This window comes from Sphingomonas guangdongensis, from assembly GCF_900199185.1.
GTDB classification, from domain to species: Bacteria; Pseudomonadota; Alphaproteobacteria; order Sphingomonadales; family Sphingomonadaceae; genus Sphingomonas; species Sphingomonas guangdongensis.
The window spans coordinates 789,559-814,890 of sequence record NZ_OBMI01000003.1 but is presented as its reverse complement, the minus strand read 5'-3'; the positions used below and the strand labels follow the sequence as shown (position 1 = coordinate 814,890).

17 protein-coding genes and 1 tRNA gene are annotated in these 25,332 nt (G+C 68.1%); 14 read left to right on the top strand and 4 right to left on the bottom strand.

Annotation, left to right across the window (positions count from 1 at the left end; translation table 11 throughout):
• Nucleotides 1-2: 2 nt before the first annotated feature.
• The 4 genes from CRO12_RS16075 (at nt 3) to CRO12_RS16060 (ending at nt 7,031) form a co-directional block, all read left to right on the top strand.
• Nucleotides 3-1,523, top strand: coding sequence for a TolC family outer membrane protein (locus CRO12_RS16075; RefSeq protein ID WP_425443030.1), 1,521 nt, complete (start codon nt 3-5; stop codon nt 1,521-1,523).
• 29 nt (nt 1,524-1,552) lie between these two features.
• Nucleotides 1,553-2,089: a DUF2497 domain-containing protein gene (locus CRO12_RS16070; RefSeq protein WP_179641059.1), complete on the top strand. Its 537-nt coding sequence runs from the start codon at nt 1,553-1,555 to the stop codon at nt 2,087-2,089.
• A 40-nt stretch (nt 2,090-2,129) separates the two neighbouring features.
• The gene (locus tag CRO12_RS16065; protein WP_097064929.1) at nt 2,130-4,193 is read left to right on the top strand and encodes a S9 family peptidase; all 2,064 of its coding nucleotides are present in this window, start codon (nt 2,130-2,132) and stop codon (nt 4,191-4,193) included.
• A 126-nt stretch (nt 4,194-4,319) separates the two neighbouring features.
• Nucleotides 4,320-7,031 (top strand): valine--tRNA ligase, encoded by a 2,712-nt coding sequence (locus CRO12_RS16060; protein ID WP_097065131.1) that lies wholly within the window; start codon nt 4,320-4,322, stop codon nt 7,029-7,031.
• 137 nt (nt 7,032-7,168) lie between these two features.
• On the opposite strand, the gene CRO12_RS16055 is transcribed toward CRO12_RS16060, so the two are convergent.
• Nucleotides 7,169-8,056, bottom strand: a complete 888-nt coding sequence (locus tag CRO12_RS16055; protein WP_097064928.1) for a diacylglycerol/lipid kinase family protein — start codon at nt 8,054-8,056, stop codon at nt 7,169-7,171.
• 82 nt (nt 8,057-8,138) lie between these two features.
• Between CRO12_RS16055 and hemB the strand changes: the two genes are divergently transcribed.
• Genes hemB through CRO12_RS16040 form a run of 3 tightly spaced genes read left to right on the top strand, consistent with a single transcriptional unit; the run spans nt 8,139 to nt 11,898 of the window.
• Nucleotides 8,139-9,125, top strand: a complete 987-nt coding sequence (hemB, locus tag CRO12_RS16050; protein WP_097065130.1) for a porphobilinogen synthase — start codon at nt 8,139-8,141, stop codon at nt 9,123-9,125.
• Nucleotides 9,122-9,658: a GNAT family N-acetyltransferase gene (locus CRO12_RS16045; RefSeq protein WP_097064927.1), complete on the top strand. Its 537-nt coding sequence runs from the start codon at nt 9,122-9,124 to the stop codon at nt 9,656-9,658. The genes hemB and CRO12_RS16045 overlap by 4 nt, the downstream gene beginning before the upstream one ends.
• Nucleotides 9,655-11,898, top strand: a complete 2,244-nt coding sequence (locus CRO12_RS16040; protein ID WP_097064926.1) for a spermidine synthase — start codon at nt 9,655-9,657, stop codon at nt 11,896-11,898. The genes CRO12_RS16045 and CRO12_RS16040 overlap by 4 nt, the downstream gene beginning before the upstream one ends.
• On the opposite strand, the gene CRO12_RS16035 is transcribed toward CRO12_RS16040, so the two are convergent.
• Nucleotides 11,895-12,386: a hypothetical protein gene (locus CRO12_RS16035; protein ID WP_097064925.1), complete on the bottom strand. Its 492-nt coding sequence runs from the start codon at nt 12,384-12,386 to the stop codon at nt 11,895-11,897. The two genes, CRO12_RS16040 and CRO12_RS16035, sit on opposite strands and share 4 nt — an antisense overlap.
• An 83-nt stretch (nt 12,387-12,469) precedes the next feature.
• On the opposite strand from CRO12_RS16035, the gene CRO12_RS16030 reads away from it, so the two are divergent.
• Nucleotides 12,470-12,546, top strand: a tRNA-Arg gene (locus tag CRO12_RS16030).
• A gap of 172 nt (nt 12,547-12,718) precedes the next feature.
• Here the strand turns inward: CRO12_RS16030 and CRO12_RS16025 are convergent.
• Nucleotides 12,719-12,925, bottom strand: coding sequence for a helix-turn-helix transcriptional regulator (locus CRO12_RS16025; protein WP_097064924.1), 207 nt, complete (start codon nt 12,923-12,925; stop codon nt 12,719-12,721).
• 648 nt (nt 12,926-13,573) lie between these two features.
• Here CRO12_RS16025 and CRO12_RS16020 point away from each other — a divergent pair.
• Genes CRO12_RS16020 through CRO12_RS16010 form a run of 3 tightly spaced genes read left to right on the top strand, consistent with a single transcriptional unit; the run spans nt 13,574 to nt 18,857 of the window.
• Nucleotides 13,574-14,821 carry a metallophosphoesterase family protein gene (locus CRO12_RS16020; RefSeq protein WP_097064923.1) on the top strand — a complete coding sequence of 416 codons (1,248 nt, stop codon included), beginning with the start codon at nt 13,574-13,576 and terminating at the stop codon, nt 14,819-14,821.
• The gene (locus tag CRO12_RS16015; RefSeq protein ID WP_097064922.1) at nt 14,821-18,255 is read left to right on the top strand and encodes an ATP-binding protein; all 3,435 of its coding nucleotides are present in this window, start codon (nt 14,821-14,823) and stop codon (nt 18,253-18,255) included. The genes CRO12_RS16020 and CRO12_RS16015 overlap by 1 nt, the downstream gene beginning before the upstream one ends.
• A gap of 14 nt (nt 18,256-18,269) precedes the next feature.
• On the top strand, nt 18,270-18,857 hold the full coding sequence (locus tag CRO12_RS16010) for a hypothetical protein (protein ID WP_097064921.1): 588 nt from the start codon (nt 18,270-18,272) through the stop codon (nt 18,855-18,857).
• A gap of 175 nt (nt 18,858-19,032) precedes the next feature.
• Here the strand turns inward: CRO12_RS16010 and CRO12_RS16005 are convergent, their stop codons facing one another.
• A complete protein-coding gene (locus CRO12_RS16005) occupies nt 19,033-20,247 on the bottom strand; it encodes a hypothetical protein (protein ID WP_144033622.1) in 1,215 nt (404 codons plus the stop codon).
• A gap of 299 nt (nt 20,248-20,546) precedes the next feature.
• On the opposite strand from CRO12_RS16005, the gene CRO12_RS16000 reads away from it, so the two are divergent.
• The 3 genes from CRO12_RS16000 to CRO12_RS15990 are packed head-to-tail and all read left to right on the top strand — an operon-like array spanning nt 20,547 to nt 25,272.
• Nucleotides 20,547-21,242 (top strand): response regulator receiver protein, encoded by a 696-nt coding sequence (locus CRO12_RS16000; RefSeq protein WP_097064919.1) that lies wholly within the window; start codon nt 20,547-20,549, stop codon nt 21,240-21,242.
• Nucleotides 21,235-21,831, top strand: coding sequence for a hypothetical protein (locus CRO12_RS15995; protein WP_097064918.1), 597 nt, complete (start codon nt 21,235-21,237; stop codon nt 21,829-21,831). Before CRO12_RS16000 ends, CRO12_RS15995 begins: the two co-directional genes overlap by 8 nt.
• Before the next feature lie 3 nt (nt 21,832-21,834).
• Entirely contained in the window at nt 21,835-25,272 is a 3,438-nt protein-coding gene (locus CRO12_RS15990; RefSeq protein WP_097064917.1) for an ATP-dependent helicase, read from the top strand.
• Nucleotides 25,273-25,332: the final 60 nt, after the last annotated feature.

Here is a 25,332-nt window from a genome sequence, read left to right as displayed (position 1 = left end):
CCATGAACCATCTCCTTGCGGGAACGGCGCTGGTCTTCATGGCCGGCGCCCCCGCCGCGGCGCAGACCGCGCCGACCGAGACGCTGCGCGACGCACTGATCAAGGCGTACGAGACCAATCCCACTATCACCGCGGAGCGCGCCAACTTGCGCGCGACCGATGAGGGCGTGCCGATCGCCCGTGCCGCCGGACTGCCGGGCGTGACGTCGGGTGGCGGCTATACGGAGAACCTGTACGATTCGGCCGGCGGGACCGGGCCGCTGCGAAATACGACCGCTCGGGTCGACCTCAGCGTGCCCGTCTACACCGGCGGCGCGGTCCGCAACACGGTGCGCGCGGCCGAGACGCGGGTGGAGGCCGGTCGATCGCTGCTGCGCGGCACGGAGGCCGACCTCTTCACCCAGGTGGTAGGCGTCTACAACGACGTGATCCGCGACGAGGCAATCGTGCGTCTCAACCAGCTGAACGTGCGCGTGCTGGAAACCAACCTCCAGGCCGCGCGCGACCGGTTCGAGGTCGGCGACCTCACCCGTACCGACGTCGCCCAGTCGGAGGCGCGACTGGCGCTCGCACAGGGCCAGCTGCGGACGGTGGAGGCGACGCTTGTCGCGAGCCGAGAGAACTATATCCGCGTCGTCGGCTCACCGCCGGGCACGCTCGCACCGCCGCCGCCGCTTCCCAACCTGCCGGGCGATCCCACGGCGGCGGTAACGGTCGCGATCGACAACAATCCGAACCTGCAGGCCGCCCAGCAGCAGCGCCAGGCAACCCGCTTCGACGTGGACGTCGCACGCTCCAATCGCCTGCCACGGGTCAGCGTCAGCGTGGGCACCGCGTACCAGAACTATCTGGGATCGGTCGGCAATGCCGCCGCGCTTGCCGGCTTCCGCAACGACTCGATCGGACTGACCGGGGGCGTCAACCTGTCGCTGCCGCTGTTCCAGGGCGGGCGGATCGGGGCGCAGGTCCGCCAGGCGCAGGCCCGCGAGGCTCAGGCGGTCGAGCTGACGACCGGCACCGAGCGCACGGTGATCGCGCAGGCCCGCTCCGCGTTCGCCAACTGGCAGTCGTCGCTGCGCGTGATCGAAAGCAGCGAGATCGCGGTCAATGCCAACAAGTTGAGCTTGGAGGGCGTTCGGGCCGAGAACAGCGTCGGCACCCGCACGATCCTCGACATCCTCAACGCCGAGCAGGAGCTGCTGAACTCGCAGGTCACGCTGGTGAGCGCGCGGCGCAACGCGTACGTCGCGGGCTTCGCGCTGCTGGCCGCGATGGGTCGGGCGGAGGCGCGTGACCTGGGGCTCGAGGGCGGGCCGCTCTACGATCCGACCGTCAGTTACGAGCGCAATCGCCGGCGCCTGAACGACTGGCGCGACGACCGGCCAGCCGATCCGATTGCGACCCGCACCAACGACACCGCGCCGCAGACACCCGCGGTCACCGCCGACCCGACGCTCAGCGATCCCGCGCTGCAGCGGCCGGTTGACAGCACCCCCGCGCTTCGATCAGGTGTGCGGCCTTAACCACGATCGACAGGCGCGCAGGTTCGAGCATGGGGGACGTCAGCAACGAACCGACGATGGAGGAAATCCTGTCCTCCATTAAACGCGTGATTGAAGAGAGTGAGTCCGCGCCAGGCGCGGCCAGGCCGCGCCGCCCCGGCAAGTCGGCTGTCCGCGACAGCGCCGACGAAGTGCTCGAACTCAACGAGCGTGTCCCGTTCCCGGCAGTCGCACCGACCCCGCGCGCGATCGTCCGCGACCCGGTCGACGAGACGCCGCCGCCTGCCGCGTACGAGCCGGAATCGCGACCGCAGCCGGAGCCAGCCCGTGAGCAGCCGGCGCCGGCAACGCCGCCTGTCGCGGGTGCCGACGGCATCCTCTCGCCCAGCACCGCGGAGGTGAGCCGCGGCTCGCTGGAGGCGCTCTCGCGCCTGATCGTAAAGCCCGACCTGGCCGGTTCCGATACGCTCGAGGGGCTGGTCCGCGAACTGCTCCGCCCGATGCTGCGCGAGTGGCTGGACCAGAATTTGCCCGGCATCGTGGAGACGATGGTCGCGCGGGAGATCGCGCGCATCTCCGGCCGGTAAGGTTGCGTCGCGCGGGCGCGTTGATCTACGCTCCGCGGCCATGAAGTCGCTGTTCTGGGCCGCTGCCGGCCTCTCGCTCGCCGCCGTTCCCGCCGCTGCCCGCACCCTCACGATCAAGGACGTCACAACCCTGTCGCGGGTCGGCGCGCCGGCCGTGTCGAAGGACGGGCGCTGGTTGGTTTGGCAGCAGCGCGAGACCGATCTCGCTAACAATCGTGGCCGGTTCGACCTGTGGCGGCTCGATCTGCGGACCCGCAACGCGGCGCCGCAGAAGCTCGCGGCGGAGGCGGAGGTGAACGAGACCGCACCCGAGATCGGCAGCGACGGCACCGTCTATTTCCTGTCGGACAAGGGCGGTGACGACAATGTCTGGTCCGTGCCGCTTGCGGGCGGCGCAGCGCGGCAGGTGACCAGCATCCCCGGCGGGATCGGCGGGTTCAGGGTCGCTCCGACGCTCGACAAGCTGCTGGTCTTTGCCGATCGCAAGCCCGGCGCGCCGAGCCTGGAGCAGCCGCAGGTCAAGCGCGACCCGAACGTCGGCTCCGCCCGCATCTACGATCAGCTGTTCGTCCGTCACTGGGATGCGTGGGCAACCGGCGACCGCTCGCAGATCTTCGTCCTGCCGCTCGCCGGCGGTGTCGCCAGTGGCTGGGGCACGCCGATCGTCGGCCAGCTCGCAGGCGACACCCCGTCCAAGCCGTTCGGCGGCACGGAGGAGATTGCGTGGAGCGCGGACGGCCGGACCGTCTACTTCGCGCTGCGCGAGGCAGGGCGGATCGAGGCGACGTCGACCAACCTCGACATTTTTGCCGCACCCGCCGACGGATCGGCCGCGCCGACCAACCTGAGCGCCGACAACGACGCGACCGACACGTTCCCGTCCGTCTCGCCGGACGGCAGGTGGCTAGCCTGGGCGGCGATGAAGCGCGCCGGCTACGAGGCCGACAAGCTGACCGTTATGCTGCGTAACCTCGCAACCGGCGAGGTGCGGGCACTGACCGAGGCTTGGGACCGCTCGGCGAGCTCGATCGCTTGGGCACCCGACAGCCGCACCATCTACGTCACCGCCGACGACACGGGCGAGGCGCCGCTGTTCGGCGTCGACGTCACTTCCGGCAAGGTGACGCGCCTGACTCAGGAAGGGCATGTCTCGATGGTCGCGCCGACCGCGGGCGGGGTGGTCTTTGCGTCGAACAGTCTGGTCGCCCCCGACGACTTCTGGATGGCGCGAGGGCGCGGCAAGCCCGTGCAGCTGACCCGCGTCAACGCCGCGAAGCTCGCCGGCATCGAATGGCCGGAAGTCAATCACTTCAGCTTCACCGGCGCGAACGGCGACAAGGTGTGGGGCTATGCCCTCAAGCCCGCCGGGCTAGCCGCGGGCGCAAAGGCACCGGTCGCGTTCATCATCCACGGTGGGCCGCAAGGATCGATGAGCAACGGCTGGTCGTACCGCTGGAACCCCGCGCTGTTCACCGGTGCGGGCTACGCGACCGTCTTCGTCGATTTTCACGGGTCCACCGGCTACGGCCAAGCTTTCACCGATGCGATCCGCAACAACTGGGGCGGGTGGCCGCTCGAGGACCTGCAGAAGGGGTTGGCGGCGGCGGGCGAGCGCTTCGCCTGGGCCGACACCGGCAACGCCTGCGCGCTCGGCGCCTCCTACGGCGGCTACATGGTCAACTGGATCGCGGGCAACTGGGCAGACCGCTTCAAGTGCCTGGTCCAGCACGATGGCGTCTTCGACGCGCGCGCCATGGCGTACGAGACCGAGGAGCTGTGGTTCGACGAGTGGGAGCACGGCGGCAAGGCGTACTTCGAGGATCCGGCCGCGTTCGAGCGCTGGAACCCCGTCAACCACGTCGCGCAGTGGCGTTCGCCGATGCTGGTCATTACCGGCGAGCGCGACTTCCGCATCCCCTACACGCAGGGCCTCGCCACCTTCACCGCGCTCCAGCGACGCGAGATCCCGTCACGGCTCATCGTGTTCCCGGACGAGAACCACTGGGTCCTCAAGCCGAGAAACTCGCGCCAGTGGTACGGCGAGGTGCTGGGCTGGCTGGGGCGGTGGACGGGTAGAGCTGCAAGCTCCCTTCGTCCTGAGTAGGAGACTGAGCGGAGGCGAAGGCTCTGTATCGTAGGATGCTTCGATACGCGTCTTCGACTTCGCTCAGCCGCTACTCAGTACGAACGGTGGTTTATTGTAGCGAGGAGGTCGCTTATGCGCGCCCTCATGACCGAACTCGCCAAGACCTTCGACCCCGCCGTCATCGAAGCCAAATGGTACGCGCACTGGGAGGAAGGCGGCCTGTTCCGGCCCGAACGCCCCGGCGCCGAACCGTGGACGATCGTCAACCCGCCGCCCAACGTCACCGGCTCGCTTCATATCGGCCACGCGCTCGACAACACGCTGCAGGACATCCTGGTCCGCCACGCTCGGCTGAAGGGGAAGGACGCGCTCTGGGTGGTCGGGACCGATCACGCCGGCATCGCCACGCAGATGGTGGTCGAGCGTCAGATGAACACGCGCGGCGAGAAGCGTACCGACCTGAGCCGCGAGGCGTTCGTCCAGCGCGTGTGGGAGTGGAAAGCGGAGAGCGGTGGCGAAATCACGCGCCAGCTGCGCCGGCTCGGCTGCTCGATGGACTGGGCGAACGAGCGCTTCACGATGGACGAGGGCTTCAGCCGCGCCGTTATCAAGGTGTTCGTGGAGCTGCACCGCGCCGGGCTGATCTACCGCGACAAGCGGCTGGTGAACTGGGACGTGGGTCTGGGCACCGCGATTAGCGACCTGGAGGTCGAGACGCGCGAGGTCGCTGGCAAGTTCTGGCACCTGCGCTATCCGCTCGCCGATGACAGCGGCTTCATCTCGGTCGCGACCACCCGGCCGGAAACAATGCTCGCCGACATGGCGGTGGCGGTGAACCCGGCGGACGAGCGCTACACCGCCCTGATCGGGCGCCAGGTGCGCCTGCCGATCACCGGCCGGCTGATCCCGATCATCGCCGACGAGCACGCCGACCCGGCGCTCGGATCGGGCGCGGTCAAGATCACGCCGGGACACGACTTCAACGATTTCGAGGTCGGCCGCCGCGCGGGTATCGAAGCGCGCGACATGCTCAACATGCTCGACGGGCGGGGGCGGATCGTCCAGTGCGGCGACATTCCGGAGGAGCTGCTCGGGCTCGACCGGTTCGAGGCGCGCGCGCGGGTCGTCGACATGCTCGATGGGTCGGGGTTCCTCGACCGCGTCGAGGACCGCACGATCCAAACGCCGTTCGGCGACCGTTCGGGCCAGGTCATCGAGCCGTGGCTGACCGACCAATGGTACGTCGACGCCAAGGCGCTCAGCACCGCGCCGATCGAGGCGGTGCGCGACGGTCGCGTCCAGATCGTGCCCAAGACGTGGGAGAAGACCTTCTTCAACTGGATGGAGAACATCCAGCCGTGGTGCGTCAGCCGCCAGCTGTGGTGGGGTCACCGCATTCCGGCATGGTTCGGGCCAAAGCGGGAGGTATTGTCTACCGACGAAGCGGAAGGCGGCAGTACTGTCTTCGTGGCGGAAACCGAGGAAGCCGTACTGGAGCAAGCTCAAGAGTATTACGGTGTGGGTGTCAGCATCTTCCTTGAGGAAGGCGGCGACATCCGCAAGGGTGAGGTGACGCTACAGCGCGACCGAGACGTGCTCGACACCTGGTTCTCGTCTGCGCTGTGGCCGTTCGCGACGCTGGGCTGGCCCGACACGGACGTGACCGCCGCTAAACGCTACCCCAACGACATCCTCGTCTCCGGCTTCGACATCCTGTTCTTCTGGGATGCCCGCATGATGATGCAGGGCATGCACTTCCTAAACGACGTGCCCTTCCGCAAGCTCTACCTCCACGGCCTGGTTCGCGCGGCGGACGGGTCAAAGATGTCGAAGTCGAAGGGCAACACGGTCGACCCGCTCGGCCTGATCGATGAGTACGGCGCCGACGCGCTGCGCTTCTTCATGGCGGCGATGGAGAGCCAGGGCCGCGACATCAAGATGGATGAGAAGCGGGTCGAGGGATACCGAAACTTCGCGACCAAGCTGTGGAACGCCAGCCGCTTCGCGCAGGCAAACGGCATCGGCGCGTCGCAGACGCTGGAACCGCCCGCCGCCGTCCACGCCGTCAACAAGTGGATCATTGGCGAGGCGGTGGCGACCATCCAGACGGTCGACCTCGCGCTCGCCGACCTGCGCTTCGACGCCGCGGCGGAGGCGATCTACCACTTCACCTGGAGTCGGTTCTGCGACTGGTACCTGGAGTTGATCAAAGGTCAGATCGACGACGAGACACGTGCGGTCGCGGGCTGGGTGCTCGACCAGATCCTGGTCCTGCTCCACCCGTTCATGCCCTTCATCACCGAGGAGCTGTGGCACGCGATGGGCGAGCGCCCGTACGACCTGATCGTCGCGCGCTGGCCCATGGCGGACGCGCGCGCGCTTGATCCGGCGGCAGGGCAGGAGATTGACTGGCTGATCCGGCTGGTGGGCGAAGTGCGCGCCGCGCGGACCGAGCTCAACGTGCCGCCGGGCGCGCGCCTGCCGATCCACGTCCGCGACGCCGGACCGCTCACGATCGAGCGGCTAGCGCGGCAGGCTGGGCCGCTCGCCCGCATGGCGCGCGTCGATCAGACGTCCGGCGTGCCCGGTGAGGGCGGCGCCCTGCAAATCGTCGTGGATGAGGCAACCTATGTCATCCCACTCGAAGGCGTGATCGACCTTGCTGCCGAGCGCGCGCGACTCGCCAAGGCAATCGCGGCGGCAGAGAAGGAGCGCGACGCGCTCGCTGGTCGCCTAGGCAATGCGAGCTTCATCGAGCGCGCGAAGCCAGATGCGGTGGAGAAGGCGCGCACCGATCATGCCGACAAGGCAGCGGAAGCGGAGCGATTGGGCGCGGCGCTCAAGCGATTAGGGTGATCGCTTAACCGTTCATCCTGAGTAGCCGCTGAGCGAAGTCGAAGTGGCGTATCGAAGGACTTGGGGCAGGTGCTTGAATACGAGTCTCCGCGACGCTGCCTCGCAGCTACTCAGTCTCTACTCGGCACGAACGGCCATTAGGCGGCCTCAGCCGGCACAAGTACGTCGATCACTCCGGCCGCCACCCGCGCGACAGCCGGCGTGTGGGCCAGCACCTCTCCGTCGATGGAGATCGGCAGGCGCGGGTCAGAATCGAGCCGGATCTCCTTGCCGCGGAACACCACCACGTCCTCGCGCCGCTGCGGCAGCCGCAGCAGGCTCGCCCCCCAGTTGGCGACGAGGCGGCGCTTCACGTGGCCGCGGACGCATTCGATCACGATCTCGCCGCTGTCGACCTCGGCCTCCTCCATCAGCTCGGTGCCGCCGTGATAGCGACCGTTGGCGATGCGGACCTCCACCACCTTCAAGTGCTGCGGACCGTTGCCCGCGTCCACCGTCAGCCAGAATGGCTTAAACTTGATGAATTGCAGCGCCGCCCAGCTAAGATAGCCGGCACGGCCGAGCACCTTCTTGAGGCCGTGCGGCACCGTCTCCGCAATCTGCGGCGCGATCCCCATGGTGGCTGCGTTGGCGAAGTAGTCATCGCCGATCATCCCAAGATCGATGGTGCGCGGCACGCCCGACTTGATCACCTCCACCGCCCCCGCAATGTCGAGCGGGATGCCGAGGGTGCGGCAGAAGCTGTTGGCGGTGCCGAGCGGCAGGACGCCAAGCGTGATCCCGCGACCGACCAGCTTGTCGACCAGTCCGGAGATCGTGCCGTCGCCGCCGCCCAGGATCACCAGCTCCGGATTGCGGGCGAGCGCGCGATCGAGCACGTCGTCGAGCTCGCGGGGATCCTCGACCGCGTGAGCATCGACCTGCAGGTCGCCGTCGGCAAACGCGGCACAGGCGCGCTTGAACAAGGCCTGGCCCCTGCGTGACCGCGCATTGACGATAAGGGCGGCGGAGCGGAAGCGGGTCATGCGCGCGGCAACGCTCCATCTGGCATTTCGGGTGCGCAACGGCGCTTGCGCCCGCGCGGACGAGCGGCCACAGCCTGTCGCCATGTCGCACTACCCCGCGCTTCGTCTGCGTCGTACCCGGGCGAGCGCCTGGAGCCGGCGGCTTTATGCCGAGCATGTCCTGACTCCGGCCGACCTGATCTGGCCGCTGTTCGTGACCGAAGGGGACGTAGAGGAGCCGATCGCGAGCCTGCCGGGCGTGTCGCGTTGGTCGATCGCGGGTGTCGTCGAGCGTGCCCGCGAGGCGGCCTCGCTCGGCATCCCGTGCGTCGCGCTGTTCCCCAACACGCCCGCCCGCCTGCGCAGCGACGACGGGCGTGAGGCGTTCAATCCCGACAATCTGATGTGCCGCGCGATCCGAGCCATCAAGGACGCGGTGCCGAACGTCGGCGTACTGACCGACGTCGCGCTCGATCCCTATACCAGCCACGGCCACGACGGGCTGGTCGATGCGGCCGGCTATGTTCTGAACGACGCAACCGCGGACGTGCTGGTCCGCCAGGCGATCGTGCAGGCGGCGGCAGGAGCGGATATCGTCGCACCCTCCGACATGATGGACGGGCGGGTCGGGTTGATCCGTACCGGACTGGAGGGCGAGGGGCACGCCAACGTCCAGATCATGTCCTACGCGGCCAAATACGCCAGCGGCTTTTACGGCCCGTTTCGCGATGCGGTCGGCAGTCGCGGGCTGCTGAAGGGCGACAAGAAGACCTACCAGATGGATCCGGCGAACGCCGAGGAGGCGCTCCGCGAAGTCGCGCTCGACCTCGCCGAAGGGGCCGACAGCGTGATGGTCAAGCCCGGGCTGCCGTACCTCGACATCGTCGCGGCAGTGAAGGCGGAGTTCGGCGTGCCCGTCTTCGCCTATCAGGTGTCGGGCGAGTACGCGATGATCGAGGCGGCCGCTGCCGTCGGCGCGGGCGATCGCGACACGCTGGTGTTGGAAACCCTGCTGGCGTTCAAGCGCGCTGGGGCTTCCGGGATGCTGACCTACCACGCGCCGCTCGCCGCCCGGCTGCTGGCGGCGTGATCACCACCGCGCGTCTACGCTTGCGGAATTGGGAGGAGCGCGACCTCGCGCTCTTCGCGGCGATGAGCGCAGATGCCGAGGTGATGCGGCACCTGGACGGGCCGATCGACCGTGCGGCTAGTGAAGCGGTGATCGAACGGCTCCGCGGCCATGCCGAGCGGGACGGCTTCACCTTCTGGGCGGTCGAGCGGCGGGAGGACGACTTGCTGCTCGGCTTCTGCGGCCTACGCCGCGGCGGCCACCCCGACACGCCGGTCAGTGCCGAGCTGGAGATCGGCTGGCGGCTCGCGCGGGCGAACTGGGGGCAAGGATATGCGGGCGAGGCCGCGACGGCTACGATCGCCTGGGGCTGGGCGAACACGCCCGACGCCCGCATCGCCGCCTGGACCGTCCCGGCCAACACCGCGTCTTGGCGGCTGATGGAACGGGTCGGGATGCGGCACCGTCCGACGCTCGACTTCGACCATCCGCGCTTCCCGGCCGGGCATCCGCTCCGCCGCCACCTCGTCTACACGGTAGAACGCCCCGCATGACGACAGACGACGCACCCGCCCCCGACGCTGGCGGCCGCAGTCCGCTCCGCGCCCTCTTCGTGGTGACGATCCTCGCGGGATCGTTCCTGCTGTTCCTGGTGCAGCCGATGGTCGCGCGCATGGCGCTGCCGCGGCTGGGCGGTGCGCCGGCGGTGTGGAACTCGGCGATGCTGGTGTACCAGGCGCTGCTGCTCGGCGGCTATGCCTATGCCCATCTGCTCGGCAAGCTGCCGCTCCACCGTGGCGCGCTGGTGCACCTGGGCGTGCTCGCGCTCGCCGCGCTGTGGCTGCCGATCGGCCTGGTCGCCGCGCCGATGCCGCCAGATGCGGAACCGGCGGTGTGGGTGCCGTGGCTGCTCGGCGCGTCGATCGGCCCGCTGTTCTTCGCGGTGTCCGCGCAGGCCCCGCTCATGCAGCGATGGTACGCGGCGAGCGAGCCGGGGCGTAACCCGTACGCGCTCTATGCCGCCTCCAACATCGGCAGCTTCGGCGGCCTGCTCGCTTATCCGCTGGTGGTCGAACCGCTCCTCGCGCTCCACAGTCAGAGCCGGCTGTGGAGCGGGCTGTACCTGCTGCTGGTCGCACTGGTCGCGGGTTGCGCCTGGTTCCTACCGCGCCGGGTCACCGATGCGGTGCCAGCACACCGGGTCACCAGCCCCGCGCCCGGTCTTCGCCGGGTCCTCACCTGGATCGCGCTTGCCCTAGTGCCTTCGGGCCTGATGCTCGCGACCTCGACCTTTCTCACTACCGACATCGTTGCCGTACCGCTGCTCTGGGTGCTGCCGCTCGGCCTCTACCTGCTGAGCTTCACCGTCGCCTTCGCCGCCAACCGGGCGATGACGGACGTCTTCACCAAGTTCACGCCGGCCGTGATCCTGCTGTTCGGCGGCGTTGTCATCTCCGGCCACCAGGATTTCCCTTACCTCAACGCCCTGATCGCGCTCGTTCTCCTGTTCATGGTTGCAGTCGCGCTGCACGGCCGGATGTACGCCCTGCGCCCGGAGCCGGACCGGCTGACCGGCTTCTACCTCGCCATGTCCGTGGGGGGAGCGCTCGGCGGCGTGTTCGCCGGGCTGCTCGCCCCGGTGCTGTTCGATTGGACCTATGAATATCCGCTGCTGCTGCTCGCGGCCGGCGCGCTCACGCCGCAGATCTTCCTGCTGCCGGTGTTCGCGCGGCTGTGGCGCGGCAGTTCGCAGCGGCAGCGGATCACGACGCTGCTGATCGCGCTGGTCGTGGCGCTGCTGATCATCGTCGGCACGCAGGACCCGGGCGACCTGGTCGGGGTCCGGCACGAGAACCTGGCCTTCATCGCGGTCGCGGTGATTGGGATCATCGTGTCCGGCCGACGCGCGCCGTACGTTATCGCGCTGGCGGCCGGGCTGTTCATCTTCGGCGGCTTCCGCGCGCTGCAGACCAGCTGGGCGGGCGATCAGCGTACCCGCAGCTACTTCGGCGTCTACACGATCCGCGACTATCAGGGATCGCGCACGCTCGCGCACGGAACGACGCTGCACGGCATCGAGCTGACCGGCTCAAGGGAGCGGGAGCGCTGGCCGACGTCCTACTACGTTCGCGGCTCCGGCGTCGGCCGCGCGCTGACGCTCGCACCGGAGCTCTATGGACCCCATGCCCGGATCGGGGTGGTCGGGCTCGGGACGGGCACGCTCGCCTGCTACGCGCAGCCAGGACAGCGCTGGCGGATCTTCGAGATTGACCCGGCGATCGTCGGGATTGCGCGCGATCCGGCCAAGTTCCGCTTCCTCTCGAACTGCCTGCCCAGCGCCGATATCGTGATCGGCGACGCCCGCATGCAGCTCGCCGCGCAGCCGCCGGGGAGCTTCGACGTGCTCGCGCTCGACGCCTTCTCGTCCGACGCAGTGCCGATGCACCTCATGACGCAGGAGGCGTTCGCGACCTATGCGCGCGCGGTGCAGCCGCGCGGCGTGCTGCTGGTCCACATCTCCAATCGCTTCCTGAACCTGGAGCCGGTGGTGAGCGCGGCGGCACGCGGGAACGGCTGGTACGCGGCGGGCATCACCTACCACCCCGACGTTCGGGAGGGGACGCAGGCCGCGACCTCCGACTGGATCGCGCTGACCCGTGACCAGGAAGTGCTGGGGCTGCTGGTCGCGACCGGCGGCGACTGGCGCCCGCTCGGCACCAAGCGCGGGTTCGATGCGTGGACCGACGATTACGCGACGATCCTGCCGCTTTTGCGCGGCGTGAACGGGAACTAGAACGGCTGGCGCAAGGCGGCGTCGGCTGCCGTGATCCGCTCGACGCGAGCGTTGGCAGCGGCAAGCGCGGTGTCGAGGGCGGTATATGGTGCCGCACGGGCGGACTCGCGCGCGATCGCCAGCTCTTCCAATCCCGCCGCGGCACTCTCCACCGCCGCGCGCGCCTCGCTCAGCTCGCCGAGGGCGACTTGCCCAGCGACCCACGCCTCGCTTCCCTCACGTGCGCCGCGCGCGCGGGTGATTGTTGGGCCGATCGCAGCCGCCTGCCGCTCGAACGCATCGGCGGCGCGATCGAACGCGTGCGACCGTTCGGCGATCTGCGCATCAAGCGCGGCGTCCGGCGTGGCGACCGGCGCCGGTCGGACCGGTTCGGCGTTGCTCCTAGTCTCAACCGCGCGCGGCAGCAGCGACGGCCCGCCCGCACCGGTTCCGCTGCAAGCGGAGAGGGCGAGAAGCAGCGCAGGAAGGCCGGGATTGATACGTGTCATCGCGCTCGCCTAGGCGCGCGGAATTAGGTGCGCAACGGGCTTGCGTATCCTGCAAACCCCTTCTATCAGCGCTGCTCCAATGCGCGCCCGTAGCTCAGCTGGATAGAGCATCAGACTACGAATCTGAGGGTCGGACGTTCGAATCGTTCCGGGCGCGCCATTTTTCAAAGGGTTAGCAGGGGCCATCCCTCACCCGAGTGGCTCTAGGTAACATTCTAGGTAACACGTCTCTCCACAGGGAGAGGCGAGAGCCGTTCAAGCTGCCAGATGAGTCTGCCACGCTGTCCTCCGAATTCGCCGAACTTACGCCAGCTTTTCTCTTCGTTGCAGCCTTAACCGCCCGGCTTCGCAGGCCGGCTGTCGATCCACTGATCGATGTCATTCACCAGCCAGGCGATGGCCCGCGGTCCGAGCTTGCGAGGGCGTGGAAAGCCGCCCTCCTCCATCATTCGGTAGATCGAAGATCGGGCGAGCCCAGTCCGAAGCTTGACTTCAGGCAGCCGTATAAGGCGCGTGGGTGTGTGAGCATCTTTGGCCATGAACTGCTCCAAGCAGGATAGCCCCTTCCGGTACGATGCTACGGCCTGAGGGACTGTCAGGGAAACGTTGGGGCTTCAGCAGCCGGTAAAAGACGTTTTGTGCCTCGGTAGAGGGGAGGCGGATCGCGGCATCGACAATCTCACCCGCGCCTTTCCGACGTGCATGGCGCTGCAAACGCGATCGGGCTCGCGACTATCGCGATTCCTGTCGCGCGAATCACCATCCAAGCCATGACAAGCGAACTTGGGCCCTGGAGAATAGGGGACACGCCGAGAGAAGGCGGGACGCGCCTGCTCGGCAACAATCCCCGAGACGTACAGACGCCGATCGCCTGACATTTTCTGGTGCGACCGGAAAGGCCGGTTTGAAGCGAGATGTCGAGGTGAGCCGACGTTCGTTCACCATCGAGTGCTTGGCAGCTGCGCGCCCCGTGTCGGCCGTTCGGGTGCCGCTGCTGCCAGCCCGGAAGCGGACGTGGTCATGAACGAGATTGCGTGCGGCTCTTGTCGATCGTGATTTTTCCTGATCAGCTTCCCCAGGCAGCGCCGAGGGGCCGTCTACCCCTGACGTCGCGGTCAGCCGAGTTCGTCCCAACCCGCGACGAAGTTTCCTCTTCTCACAACCGCATAGGCGCGTAGGTTTACGGCATGAGCAGCTTCACCTTCATCCACGCTGCCGACATCCACCTCGACAGCCCGCTGGCCGGCCTATCGCGTAAGGACGAGGGCTTCTCGAGCCTCATACGGGGCGCGACGCGGCGCGCCTTCACCAACGTCGTGGACCTCGCGATTGAGGAGGGTGCCAAGCTCGTTGTGATCGCTGGCGACCTGTACGACGGCACCTGGAAGGATCAGTCCACCGGACAGTTCGCGATCAGGGAGCTGGCGCGCCTCACCCGCGCTGGCATCCGGTCGGTCGTCCTGTTCGGCAACCACGACGCCGAGAGCAGGGTCTCGCGCCACTTCGCGCCGCCCGAGGGCGTGCACCTCCTGTCGAACAAGCAATGCGAGACGGTGCGCCTGGACGACCTCGGCGCCGCGGTGCACGGCCGCAGCTACAAGGACGCCGCGACCACCGAGAACATAGCCGCCACCTACTGCCCGCCGGAGTCCGGGCTGCTCAACATCGCCGCCCTCCACACCGCGCTCGGCGGGCACGACGGCCATGCGAACTACGCCCCCTGCTCGATCGACGAGTTGCGGGCGTCCGGCCACGATTATTGGGCGCTTGGCCACGTGCACGAGCCAGGGATCCGGTCCGAGCACCCGTGGATCGTCTTCCCCGGCAACACGCAGGGGCGTCACGCACGGGAGACCGGCGCCAAGGGAGCAATGGTGGTGCGGGTGGAGGACGGGACGGTGAGGTCGGTCAATCACCGCGCCTGCGACGAGGCCCGCTGGGCGCGCGTCAACGCCGACATTCGCGGGGCGAGCGACACCGTCGAGGCGGTCGGGGAGGTGCGGCGCCGGCTTCAGGAGGCGTCGCGTTCGGCAGACGGGCGGCCGCTCGCCGTGCGCGTCTCGTTGCGGGCCGACGGCGAGGTCGGACGCGCCCTCCAGGCGGACCCGGCATGGAGCGAGGGCGAGGTGCGGTCTGCGGCGGCGAGCGTCGCCGAGGACATGTGGATCGAGCGTGTCCGCCTGGAGGTGGCCGAGGGCGGGCGCGCCGGACTGCCGCCCGAACTCGTCCAGTTGCTGGCCGAAGCCGTAAATGATCCGGACTGCGCCCGGGCGGTCAGTGCAGCAACCGCCCCCCTACTGGGCAAGCTGCCTGCCGACGTCGGGGAGGCCGACGTTGCGCCGCTGCTGACGGCCGCCCGCACGGGCGACGCGGACGCGCTTCTGCGCGCAGCGAGGGCCGCGGTGGCCGCTCGACTCGGAGGGGAGGGGCACTGATGCGGTTCCGCGAACTCGAGCTCATCCGCTACGGCGGCTTCGCCGACCGGCTCCTCGACCTCGGCGATGGTAGCCCCGACCTGCACGTTGTCGTCGGCCCTAATGAAGCCGGCAAGTCGACCACGCTGCAGGCAGTCAGCGACTTCCTCTTCGGCATCGGCGGCCAGACCAGCCAGGGCTGGAGATGGGGCTACCAGGAACTGCGGATCAGGGCCGTCCTCGAGCACGACGGCCAGACGATCGAGGCCGTCCGCCGGAAGGGCAACAAGGACACGCTGCTGGACCGCGACAGCAGTCCGCTGCGGTCGGACCCGATCGCGCCGCTGCTGCGGGGCATCGACCGCGCTGCGTTCGAGCGGATGTACGGCCTCACACATCAGCGTCTGCGGGAAGGCGGCGACGCGATTCTTTTGGGCCGCGACGACGTCGCCCGCATCACGCTGGAGGCCGGCACCGGCGTCGCCGGTATCGGGCGCGAGATGGAACTGCTGTCCGGCATGGCGGCCGAGCTCTTCAAACCCGGCGGCTCGGTGCCGCTGGTCAACCGGCTGATGCGGGAGCGCGCCGAGGCTCTGAGGGAGGTGCGCGAGCGCAGCATAACGGAGTCGCAGTGGTCCGATCAGCGCCGTCGGCGGCAGGAGGCCGAGGATCAAAAGGCGTCGCTGCTCCAGGAAGCGGGGGAGATCGAGCGGGAAGCCTCCAAGCTCGAGCGGATCGCGCGCGCGCGCGCACCGCTCGCCCGGCTTGCCCACAACCGTGCCGAACTCGAAGGGCTCGGACCGGCCACCGACCTGCCGGTCGACGCGTCCGAACGCCTCGCCAGGGCGAGGGCGGAGCGGCTTTCGGCGACTGAACGCGCGGAGGCGCACGCCGAGGATCTGCGCCGACAGGACGAGGCGGCCTCCGCGCTCGTAGCTCCCGCCGACCTGCTCGGGCTCGCGGACCGGGTCCGGGACCTGGAGGAGAGGCGCCCCGTCATCGAGGCCGCCCAGCGCGACCTGCTCCGCAGACGGGCCGATCGCGACAGCGCGGACGAGCGGATCACCGCGGCCCGCGCCGAGGCGCGACTGCCGGAGGGCGCGCCGCTTCCAACCGCCGGCTGGCGCCGGCGCGGCGAGCAGCTGCTCCAGCAGCGGCGGGAGGCCGCGGCGTCGGCGGCCGCCACCGCGCTGCGCAGGACGGAGCTGGAGCGCACTCACGCGGAACTGCTGCAGCGACGGGGCTCGCTGACGGAGCTTCCGGGGCTGGCGGCGGTCGAAGCCGCCCTCGCCGCGGTTCCCGCCGAGGGAGACGATCGGCTACAGCGGCTTCAGCAGGAGGCCACGCGCAAGCGGACGAGGGCGGACGAGGCGCTGGCGGCGCTCGCGCCCTGGACGGGCGACGTGGCGAAGCTTCGCTCGCTCGACCCGCCCGGCGCGAGCGAGGGTGCCGCAGCGGCGCGGAAAACCGACGACCTGCGCGCCGATATCCAGGCGGCGCGCCGCGAGGCGGACACCCACCTGTCGGACGCCACCCGGTCGCAGGCGCGGGCTACGGCGCTGGCGGGCAGCGGCGCGCTGCCGACGCCCGAGGTGATCGGTGACGCCCGGCGGAGGCGCGACATGCTGCTGAACGAGGTGGTGGCGGGGGCGCTCGCCCGCGGCGAGGAGGCGCTCGCGGCCGTCGCAGAGGCGGATCAACTTGCGGACCGGCGGGATGCGGAGGCCGAACGGGTCGCCGAGCACGCTGCCGCGAGGGCCGCCGAGGCGACCGCAGTGCAACTCGAGCAGCTCGCGCGAACCCGTGTGGCAGGCCGGGAGCAGGAACTTGGTGCGCTGGAGGAAGAGTGGACTGGGCGGTTGGCGGCGCTCGGGTTCGCCCGAGCCGTCGCGCCCGGTGACCTCGCGTCCTGGCTGGATCGGCGCTCCCTGGCGCTAGCGGCCGCGGACGAGGTACGCGACGCCGAGGAGTCCGCCAGCGAGCTGCGCCGGACGCTGAGCGAATCCTCCGACGCGCTGAAGCAGGCGCTGACTGGGGCCGGTGCCGAAGCGCCGGAGACGCTATCCGGCCGGATCTCCGCGGCGAGCGCATTGGTGCGCCAAGCGGCCGACGCCGCGGTTCGGCACGAGCAGCTCGAGGAGCGGATTGCCGAGGCTTCCAACGCGGTTGCCGTCGCGACCACCGCCGCCGACTCCGAGCGGAAGCTCTCGGACGAGCGCGACCGGGCTCTGGCCGAGCTCGTCAACGAGGTCGGGCTGGCGGTTGAACTCGGGGAGACTGGATTGTCCGACGCCCTTGTCGCCCTCGAAGCAATCTCGGAGGACGTCGTGGTGCGTGCTGGCCTGGAGCGGCAGATCGCCGGAATGGAACGCGACGTGCGCGAGTTCGTGGGCGGACTGGCCGAGGTGCTGGCCGCCCTCGGCAGGACGGCGTCCGAGACGCCGACCCGCACAGTCGCCGACCTCGCATCGCAGGTTCGGGCGGCGCAGACGGCGAGGGACAGATTGGAGCAGATGGCGGGTGATCGCACGAGGCTTAGTGCGGAGCTTGAGAAGTCCGGACTGCGAATTAAGAGCGCCCAGTCGGAGCTGGACGAGCTCGTGGCCCGGGCGGGCGTCTCCGACGAGCGGCAGCTCGACGCCGCCGTCGCCGCGGCGAGGCGACGTTCGGAACTTGTCGCCGCGATCGGCGCGGCGGAGGAGGAGCTCAGGCTGCTCGACGACGGGTCCGGACCGGACGCGCTCGCCGCGGCGGTCGCCGAGTTCCCCGCCCACGAGGAGGCGGCGGCGCGCCGGGGCATCGAGGAGCGCCGCGAAGCGCTGGCGGCGGCACGCGAGGAGGTCGGCCGGGCGCTCGCCGAGGCCGACGAGGCTTGGAACCAAGCGGCGCGCGACAGCGCGGCCGCCGACGCGCAGCAGGTCGTCGCGGAGACCGGCGCGGCGCTCGCGACGGCGGCGGAGGCGCACGTCGAGGCCGCCGCGGCGGCCGCGTTGCTCAGGTGGGTTCTGGATCGTCACAGGCAGGTGAACCAGGCGCCGCTCATCGCGCGGGCGGGAGGACTGTTCGCTACTGTCACCGACGGCGCCTACCAGGGACTCCGGGTCGATTACGATGAAGAGGATCGGCCTACGATCGTTGCAGTTCGCCAGGACGGCTTGATAGTCGGCGTCGAGGGACTGTCGGAGGGGACGCGGGATCAGCTCTATCTCGCGCTGCGCCTGGGCTCGATAGATACTGGCGGTCATCCGCTGCCGATCGTGTGCGACGACCTGCTGATCACGGCGGACGATGCGCGCGCGGGCGCCATGCTGAGGGTGCTGGCTGCGGCATCCGCGGGCACGCAGGTGATCCTCTTCACGCACCACGAGCACCTGGTCGACGTCGCGACAGCCGCGATCGGCACTGATCGATTCGTGCTGCACCGCCTTCAGCGAGCTCTTAGCGCGGTGGCCTGACAGGGGGGAGAGCGATGATCCTGCGCGAACATCGGAGCGTTAAGCTGCTGGCCGGCGACCGTCGGACGCGAGAGGTCAAGCACTGGACCGAGTGGTTCCGGCGCGTGCCCGCGATCAGACGCAAGTTCTGTCGCTGGTCTCAGGACTTCGATCCATTCCACTCGAACGAGGCGGCGAGCGTCGCCGTGCTCGCCAACGCGGCGGCGCAGGCGGGCTACCTCGCACATACGGAATACGTCGCGCTCAAGCGGCACGCCTCGCGTGGCAGGCCCTTCCGACAGGGTCGATGTGACCTCTGGGTGGCTGAGGTCGCCGAGGAGATCTCCTGGGCGTTCGAGGTAAAGCAGCAATTCGCCGCTGCCGGGCTGCGTCGCGGCACTTTCGAGGCCAAACTGGACCGAGCGTCGAAGGACGCCCGCGAGGTCGACAGGAACGAGGCGGATCGCCGCGTCGGCTGCCTCGTGACCGTGCCGCGATCGGCCGTCAAGCCGAGCGAGGAGTTCATCGCGCACGTGGACGAACTCAACGCCGACGGGGACGTGGCATTCCGCATTGCTGGTAGGATGGGGCCGGTCTGGCTCACCTTCCGGATTGTCGACTAAAAGCTTGGAGCGGCTGCGCGCCGGCAACCTAACTATGGCGCCCCTCGGGCCAGGTAGGTTGAACTAGGCGAAGCGAGGAGAGTGCGCTGTCAGCCCGAATGCACCATCCAGTACAATGAAGCAGAAAGAATGCTCAGCGCTCGCAAGCCAGTCGCCGAACGGCGCCGGACTTGAGTCAGAGCGGAAGCCGGACCTTGAACTCGTTGGCGACCAGGATTTCATGCCGCATGAGAAGGAGTATCTGGGCGAACAAGGTCGAGCACCGGGCAAGATATGACGCATATCCCATGGATTGCACGTCGGCCTGACCACCTTTGCCCGACCGGTACTCGATGCTGCCGGTCGCCCTGTCGAAGACCATCCCACCGTGGTGAGAGGCATTGCGCACCTGGTTGTCGAACTCCACGCAGACCAAAGCCATTGCGGCATTCTCGGAAATCGCCCTGCACCGTCCGGCCTTGTCGGTGCGCTGGTAGTCGGCCAGCGCGATGTTGCGCAGCTGGTCGAATGGCCGACCCTCGATCAGGTTATTGAGGCAGGTGAGGAACTCGACATTGTCGCCGAACGCCTCGAAGGCATTTCCGTAGAACATCCGCGTCGCGTCGAAATTGGTCGATGCCGCCGTATGATCATCGCCGACCTCGACGCCGGATGCGACCAGATGGTGTACCTGCGAGAATTCGGAGAAGGCGCCGAGATAGGCCTTACAGACCTCGAAGGCGCGCCGCGCATGCGCGACGCTCATCGTGTCACCGAAATGACGAACGAAGCGGTCGAAGTCCGGCTTGTCCTTCGCGATCATCAGCTGCTGGAACAGGCCCTCGAAATGCTCCTCGAACCGTGGTTGGATCAGGCTCGCCGCGAACTGGAACACCCAGTCGGCCAGCGTGTCGGGGGGATCGGAATATCCCGCGCCCGGGATGAACTTCTCCAGCCGCTTCCTCGCAAGCTCATCCTTACCGTTCCGATGCAGCGACCAGGCCGCCCTCAGCTGATCCCACTCCTCTGTAATGCGCGCCCGTCGAGGCTGCCCGTCCGACAGGAGCTCAAGCGTCGCCGGCAGGCCGGCACGCGTCCGAGCCGCCAGTATCCCGTCGATCATCCGCTTCCCGAAATCCAGGCTGGGGAACGCGTCCGCGCTGCCGATCTTCGATTTCGAGAAGACGAACGACGGGTGAAGGTTCACGATCGGCGCGTCGTTGTCTTCCTCGGATTTCTCGGTATTCGGCCCATAGGACCAGCCGACCCCGAGCTCGAGGCGAACCCCCATCTCCTGAGCGCAACTGTTGCACGCGAACTGGTGCGCCTGCACGGATTCGCCGCCCAATCCGATCCGCAGGACATGCGCGGTGCCGCACTCCGTGCACCTGACGTACTCCCTGACGATCAAGAACGATCCCCCTCTGACTGCGGTTCGGGATCGCAACTACCCGCTTGGTGGATGGAGCACACCCTCCTGAAACGCGAGGGGCAAAGACGCATTTAGTCGGCAAATCCGATCCGCTTTCCATCGACGGGGAATCCGACGGGCGATACGATGGCCCGAAATCGAAGTTGTGCGAGGGGTCGACTTTGGGAACGCGGACAGTACCGCCACTGACGAAGCAGAAGCCGGACGGAACAATATATTCCCGCCGCGCAGACGTTGAGGGGTCGCTCGAGAGGCTCGTCGAACTACCGCGCTCGGAAGTGATCGCCGCCCTGAAGATACGCGATGCGCGCTCCGACCTCTATGTTCAGTCAGAGTGCGTCGTCCATCTGATCCGGGCCGCTCGCAACGACAACGACCAGTCCTACTTCGCCGAGCTCTATCGGGAATTGATGCGACGCATCGGTGCCGTGCTTCCGCGGGTCGAAGGCGAACGATCCGGCCTTGTGGAAAACGTCCATGCAGCGGACGCTCGCGACCGCGTCCGAGACCTGTTCAACGAGAGGCTGAGCGTCGACCGCACCCAATCGGGATCCGCGCTCGACTATTTCGAGGTCATGTTCGCCGACGCCATCGCCGCCCTGCGCAAGACGGCCATGAAGCGCGCGACACGACAGGCTGCGCGGAGCGAACGCATCGAGGCCGACGACGAGACCAACGAACCGTCGCTCGCCGTCGAGAAGGCCGTCGGCAGCCTGGACCTGAAGCAGGAGCTGCTGTCGGAGGACCCGATTTACCGGTCCCGCGTCGTCGCCGCGATACAAGCCCTACCAGACAAGCAACGCCGGGTGATTGAGATGATACTCCAGGAAATGCCCATCGACTCCTCGGACGAGGGCGTCCTATCGATCCGCAAGGCGATCGGGGTCTCGTCCGAGAAGACCGTCCGCAACCGTCGCGACGCCGCGTTCGCCTCGATACGCAAGGCGCTCGAGATCGGATCAGACCATGACTGATCGTCTGCCACACGACGACGAGGAAATCCTCCTCGCGTTCGCCGTAGAGCCGGCGCACGACCGTTCGACGCTCGAACGGTATCTGCAGGCGTACCCGCACCTCGCCGACGACCTGATCGACCTGTCGCTCGACCTGCGTCTTCTACGAGCGAGCGACGGCGCCAGCGCTTCGGTTGACGAGGCCTGGGTCGAAGCGTCGTGGACGGCTTTTCAGTCAGCAGCCCCTGCTCGTGCTCCTGCAGGGAGTACCGTCGCCGATCCATTCGCGTCGGCCACGGCGGACGAACTCGTCGCCCTGCGTCGGACTCTCGGAGTGCCGAGCGGCGTTATCCATGCCTTCAGTACGAGGCTCGTCGACATCGCGTCCGTTCCGGCGTGGGTCGTCGAAACCATCGCGCAGGGCATCCGGGCGACCGCCGACGACATCCGCGCGTTCATGGCGGGATCAAACCGGCTTGCCACCGGACTGAGCTACAAGTCCGACGAAGCGCCCCGCGTGGCGGACGGCAAGATATCGTTCGAGGAGCTTCTCGTTCAGTGCAAGGTGCCCGAGGAAAAGCGGCAGCGGCTGCTGGAAGATCGGGCCTGACCATTGGACGCCGTCGAACTCGCCAGACATCGGGCTGCCGCCCTCCATGCGAGCGCGGCGGCCAATGGTGCGGATCCCTGGTCTCCCCAGGCGATCGTCAGCGCCGCGGCTTCGGCGATCGGGCTCGACATCGAACCGATCGAGCCCGGCAGTACGCTGCTCGCCGGTGGCCGCGCGCAGTTCGATCCCAGGAACAGGACGATCCGGCACGAAGACGCCGGCACGGACTTCTACAAAGCCTTCCTGGTTGGCCATGAACTCGGCCACGCGACGCTCGGTGACGATCGCATCGAGCATGTCGCCCATGACGTCGATCCGACCCGGTCCTCCGAGGCAGCGCCGGTCGGAGAGGACCGGGTCGTGGACTACAGTCGGCGACAACGCCGCGAGATCCAGATGGATCTCTTCGGTCGCGAGCTCATCCTACCCCGCAAGCGAGCCAAAGCCCTCCATCTGGACGGAATTACCGCGACCGAGATCGCAGAACGGCTGGGCGCACCCTTCGACGTCGTCGCGATGCAGCTGTTCGACGCACTGCTGCTTCCGGAGATTGAGCCGCAGGCCGAAGACGCGGCGGAGAAGCCCCCGAAGCCCCTGAATCCCGAGCAGGCCGAGGCAGCACGGCATCGCGGCGTGCCATATCTGCTGGAGGCGGGTCCCGGCACCGGCAAGACGCAGACGCTCGTCGGACGCGTCGCCGGGCTTGTCGACGAGGGCGTCGACCCAAGGAACATGCTCGTCCTGACGTTCTCCAATAAGGCTGCCGGAGAACTCTCGGAGCGCATCGCGGGGATGCGGCCCGAGGCGGCGTCCGCGATGTGGATCGGAACCTTCCATGCTTTCGGGCTGGACATCGTGCGGCGCTACCATCGGCAGCTGGGCTTCGCCTCCGAACCCCGGATGATGGATCGGAGCGAGGCGATCGCGATCATGGAGCGGGAATATCTCGCCCTCGATCTCAAGCATCATCGCGAAATCATGAATCCAGCAAAGCCGCTGAAGGAGATGCTCGGCGCGATGTCCCGCGCGAAGGACGAGGTCGCCGGCCCGGAACGCTTCGCCACTCTCGCCCGGACGATGCTCGATCTGGCTTCGAATCCGGCCGAGCGCATGGCCGCGGAGCGCTGCGCCGAGATCGGTCTCGTCTACAGCCGCTACGAGGAGCTGAAGCACGCTGCCGGAGCCGTCGACTTCGGCGACCTGGTGTCGCTGCCGGTCACGCTCCTGGATTCCGATCCGGAAGCCGCGTCGATCCTTCGCAACACCTACACCCACATCCTCGTCGACGAGTATCAGGATGTGAACCGAAGCAGCGTGAGATTGCTCCAACTGCTGACCGACGGCGGCGCCAACCTCTGGGCGGTCGGGGACGCGCGCCAGGCGATCTACCGGTTCCGCGGCGCGTCGTCCTACAACATGTCGAGGTTCGCCACCGGCGACTTCCCCGGAGCGAAGGGTGGAAGGCTCCGCCTGAACTACAGATCGACGCCCGAGATCGTCGGCGCCTTCTCCGCCTTCGGCCGGGAGATGAAGGCCGGAACGAGCGACGCGGCGCTGACGGCTGATCGCCCTGCCACCGGGAATGCACCGGAACACGTGACGTTCGGAGACAATGACGACGAGGCCGACGCGCTCGCCGACGAGATCGAACGTCGATCGGTGGACACCGAATACCGTGACCATGCGGTGCTATGCTCCGGCAACGACCGGTTGACCCGCATCGGGCGCGAACTGGAACGGCGCGGCATTCCGGTCCTCTATCTCGGAAACCTGTTCGAACGTCCCGAGATCAAGGATCTGCTGTCCATCCTCTCGCTGCTCGTCGACCGCCGGGCCATGGGCCTTGTCCGAAAGCCGTCTCTCGCGGGGCTGGAGACCGGGCTCAGCCTCGCCGGCGCCGCGACTGTCGTCGAGCACCTGCGGGCTACCGACGCCGAACCACTCGCCTGGACCGACGTGAAAAATTCGCTGCCCAAGCTGTCTCAAGAAGATGCCGCCGCGCTTCAGCGCATGGTCAACATGCTTGCGGGCTTCGAGGTCACGGGGAGGCCGTGGCCGATACTGGCTCGACTTCTTCTCGACCGCACACGCACCGCCGCCCTTCTCGCCGCGACCGACAGCGTCGCCAGCCGGGCCATGGGCGTCGCGATCTGGCAGTTCATGGGGTTCCTTCGCGCCGAGCGTGCGGGCCCGGGCCTGCCGGTGCAACGGATGCTCGACGGCGTGCGCCGCCTCGTCCAGCTCGCCGACGAACGCGACCTCAGGCAGCTGCCACAGGCGGCTCAAGGTATCGATGCCGTCAGGCTGATGACGATCCATGGCAGCAAGGGGCTGGAGTTCCCGGTCGTGCACGTCATGGGGCTCAACAAGAACAGCCTTCCCACCTCATCCGCCACGCGCAGGCCGACCTGCCCGGTGCCGGACGGGCTGATCGAGGGAGATGACCAGGGCGAACGCAGCACCATGGCCCTCGCCGCGATGGACCACGACCTGGAGCAGGAATGCCTCTTCTATGTGGCCGCCTCGCGCGCGCGCGACCGTCTCCTTCTGTATTCGGCGACCCGAACGGCACCGTCGGCAACCGGGGCCACGAGGCGTCGCGATCCCTCGCCCTTCATCGCCCGCCTGGGCGTGACGGGCACGCGCGCGGCGACACCGCGCGCCGATCGCATCGGCGACCCGGAGGAAGAACCGCTACCGATCCGGCTCGGCCCGCCCATCAAGATCGCGACGGCCCAGCTACACCTCTATTCCCGCTGCCGTCGCCGGTTCCTGTACACACACGTCCTGGGCGTCGGCGGCAGGCGCACACCGACCACGATGACCAGCATGCACGACATCGTGCGATCCGTGATCGACGAGATCTCGAGCAGGCAGCCCACTCCGGCCTCGTCCGCCGAGGCCGCCACGATTCTGGAACGACTGTGGTCGGAGGGGCCGCTCGCAGGCGACGAATACGGACTTTATCGCGAAATCGCCGACCTGCTGATCCAGAAGTTCGTGGAGATCCGCGCCGGTTCCAGTCGGCTCGATCCCAGTCCGATGCGCACCCGCATCGGGAACGACACGGTGACGGCAGTCGCAGACGACGTCGTCACCACGGCCGGCGGACGCCACATCACGCGGATGATCAGGACAGGCCATCGCTCCTCCACGACCGGAAAGGATCTTGCGGACGCAGCCTTCCAAATGGCCGCGGCCGACGCACTGCCAGGCTGCGCCGTCGAAATCGTCCACCTCGGCGACGATGATCCCATCGTGCCGGTGACCTTCGACCAGAAGGACCTGGGCAAGCGATCGGAGAAGCTGGTCGAGGCGCTCACCGCGATCAGCAACGGACGCTTCGAACCGAAGCGTTCCGACCGGACGTGCCCCTTTTGTCCCGCCTTCTTCACCTGCGGCCCGATCGCGGAAGGCGGCCTGAAAAAAATCTTCGACTGAAATTACCGGTCGTCCGGCGCTGGCGAGATTGACCCTTTGAGACCGACGCAATGCCGCCGC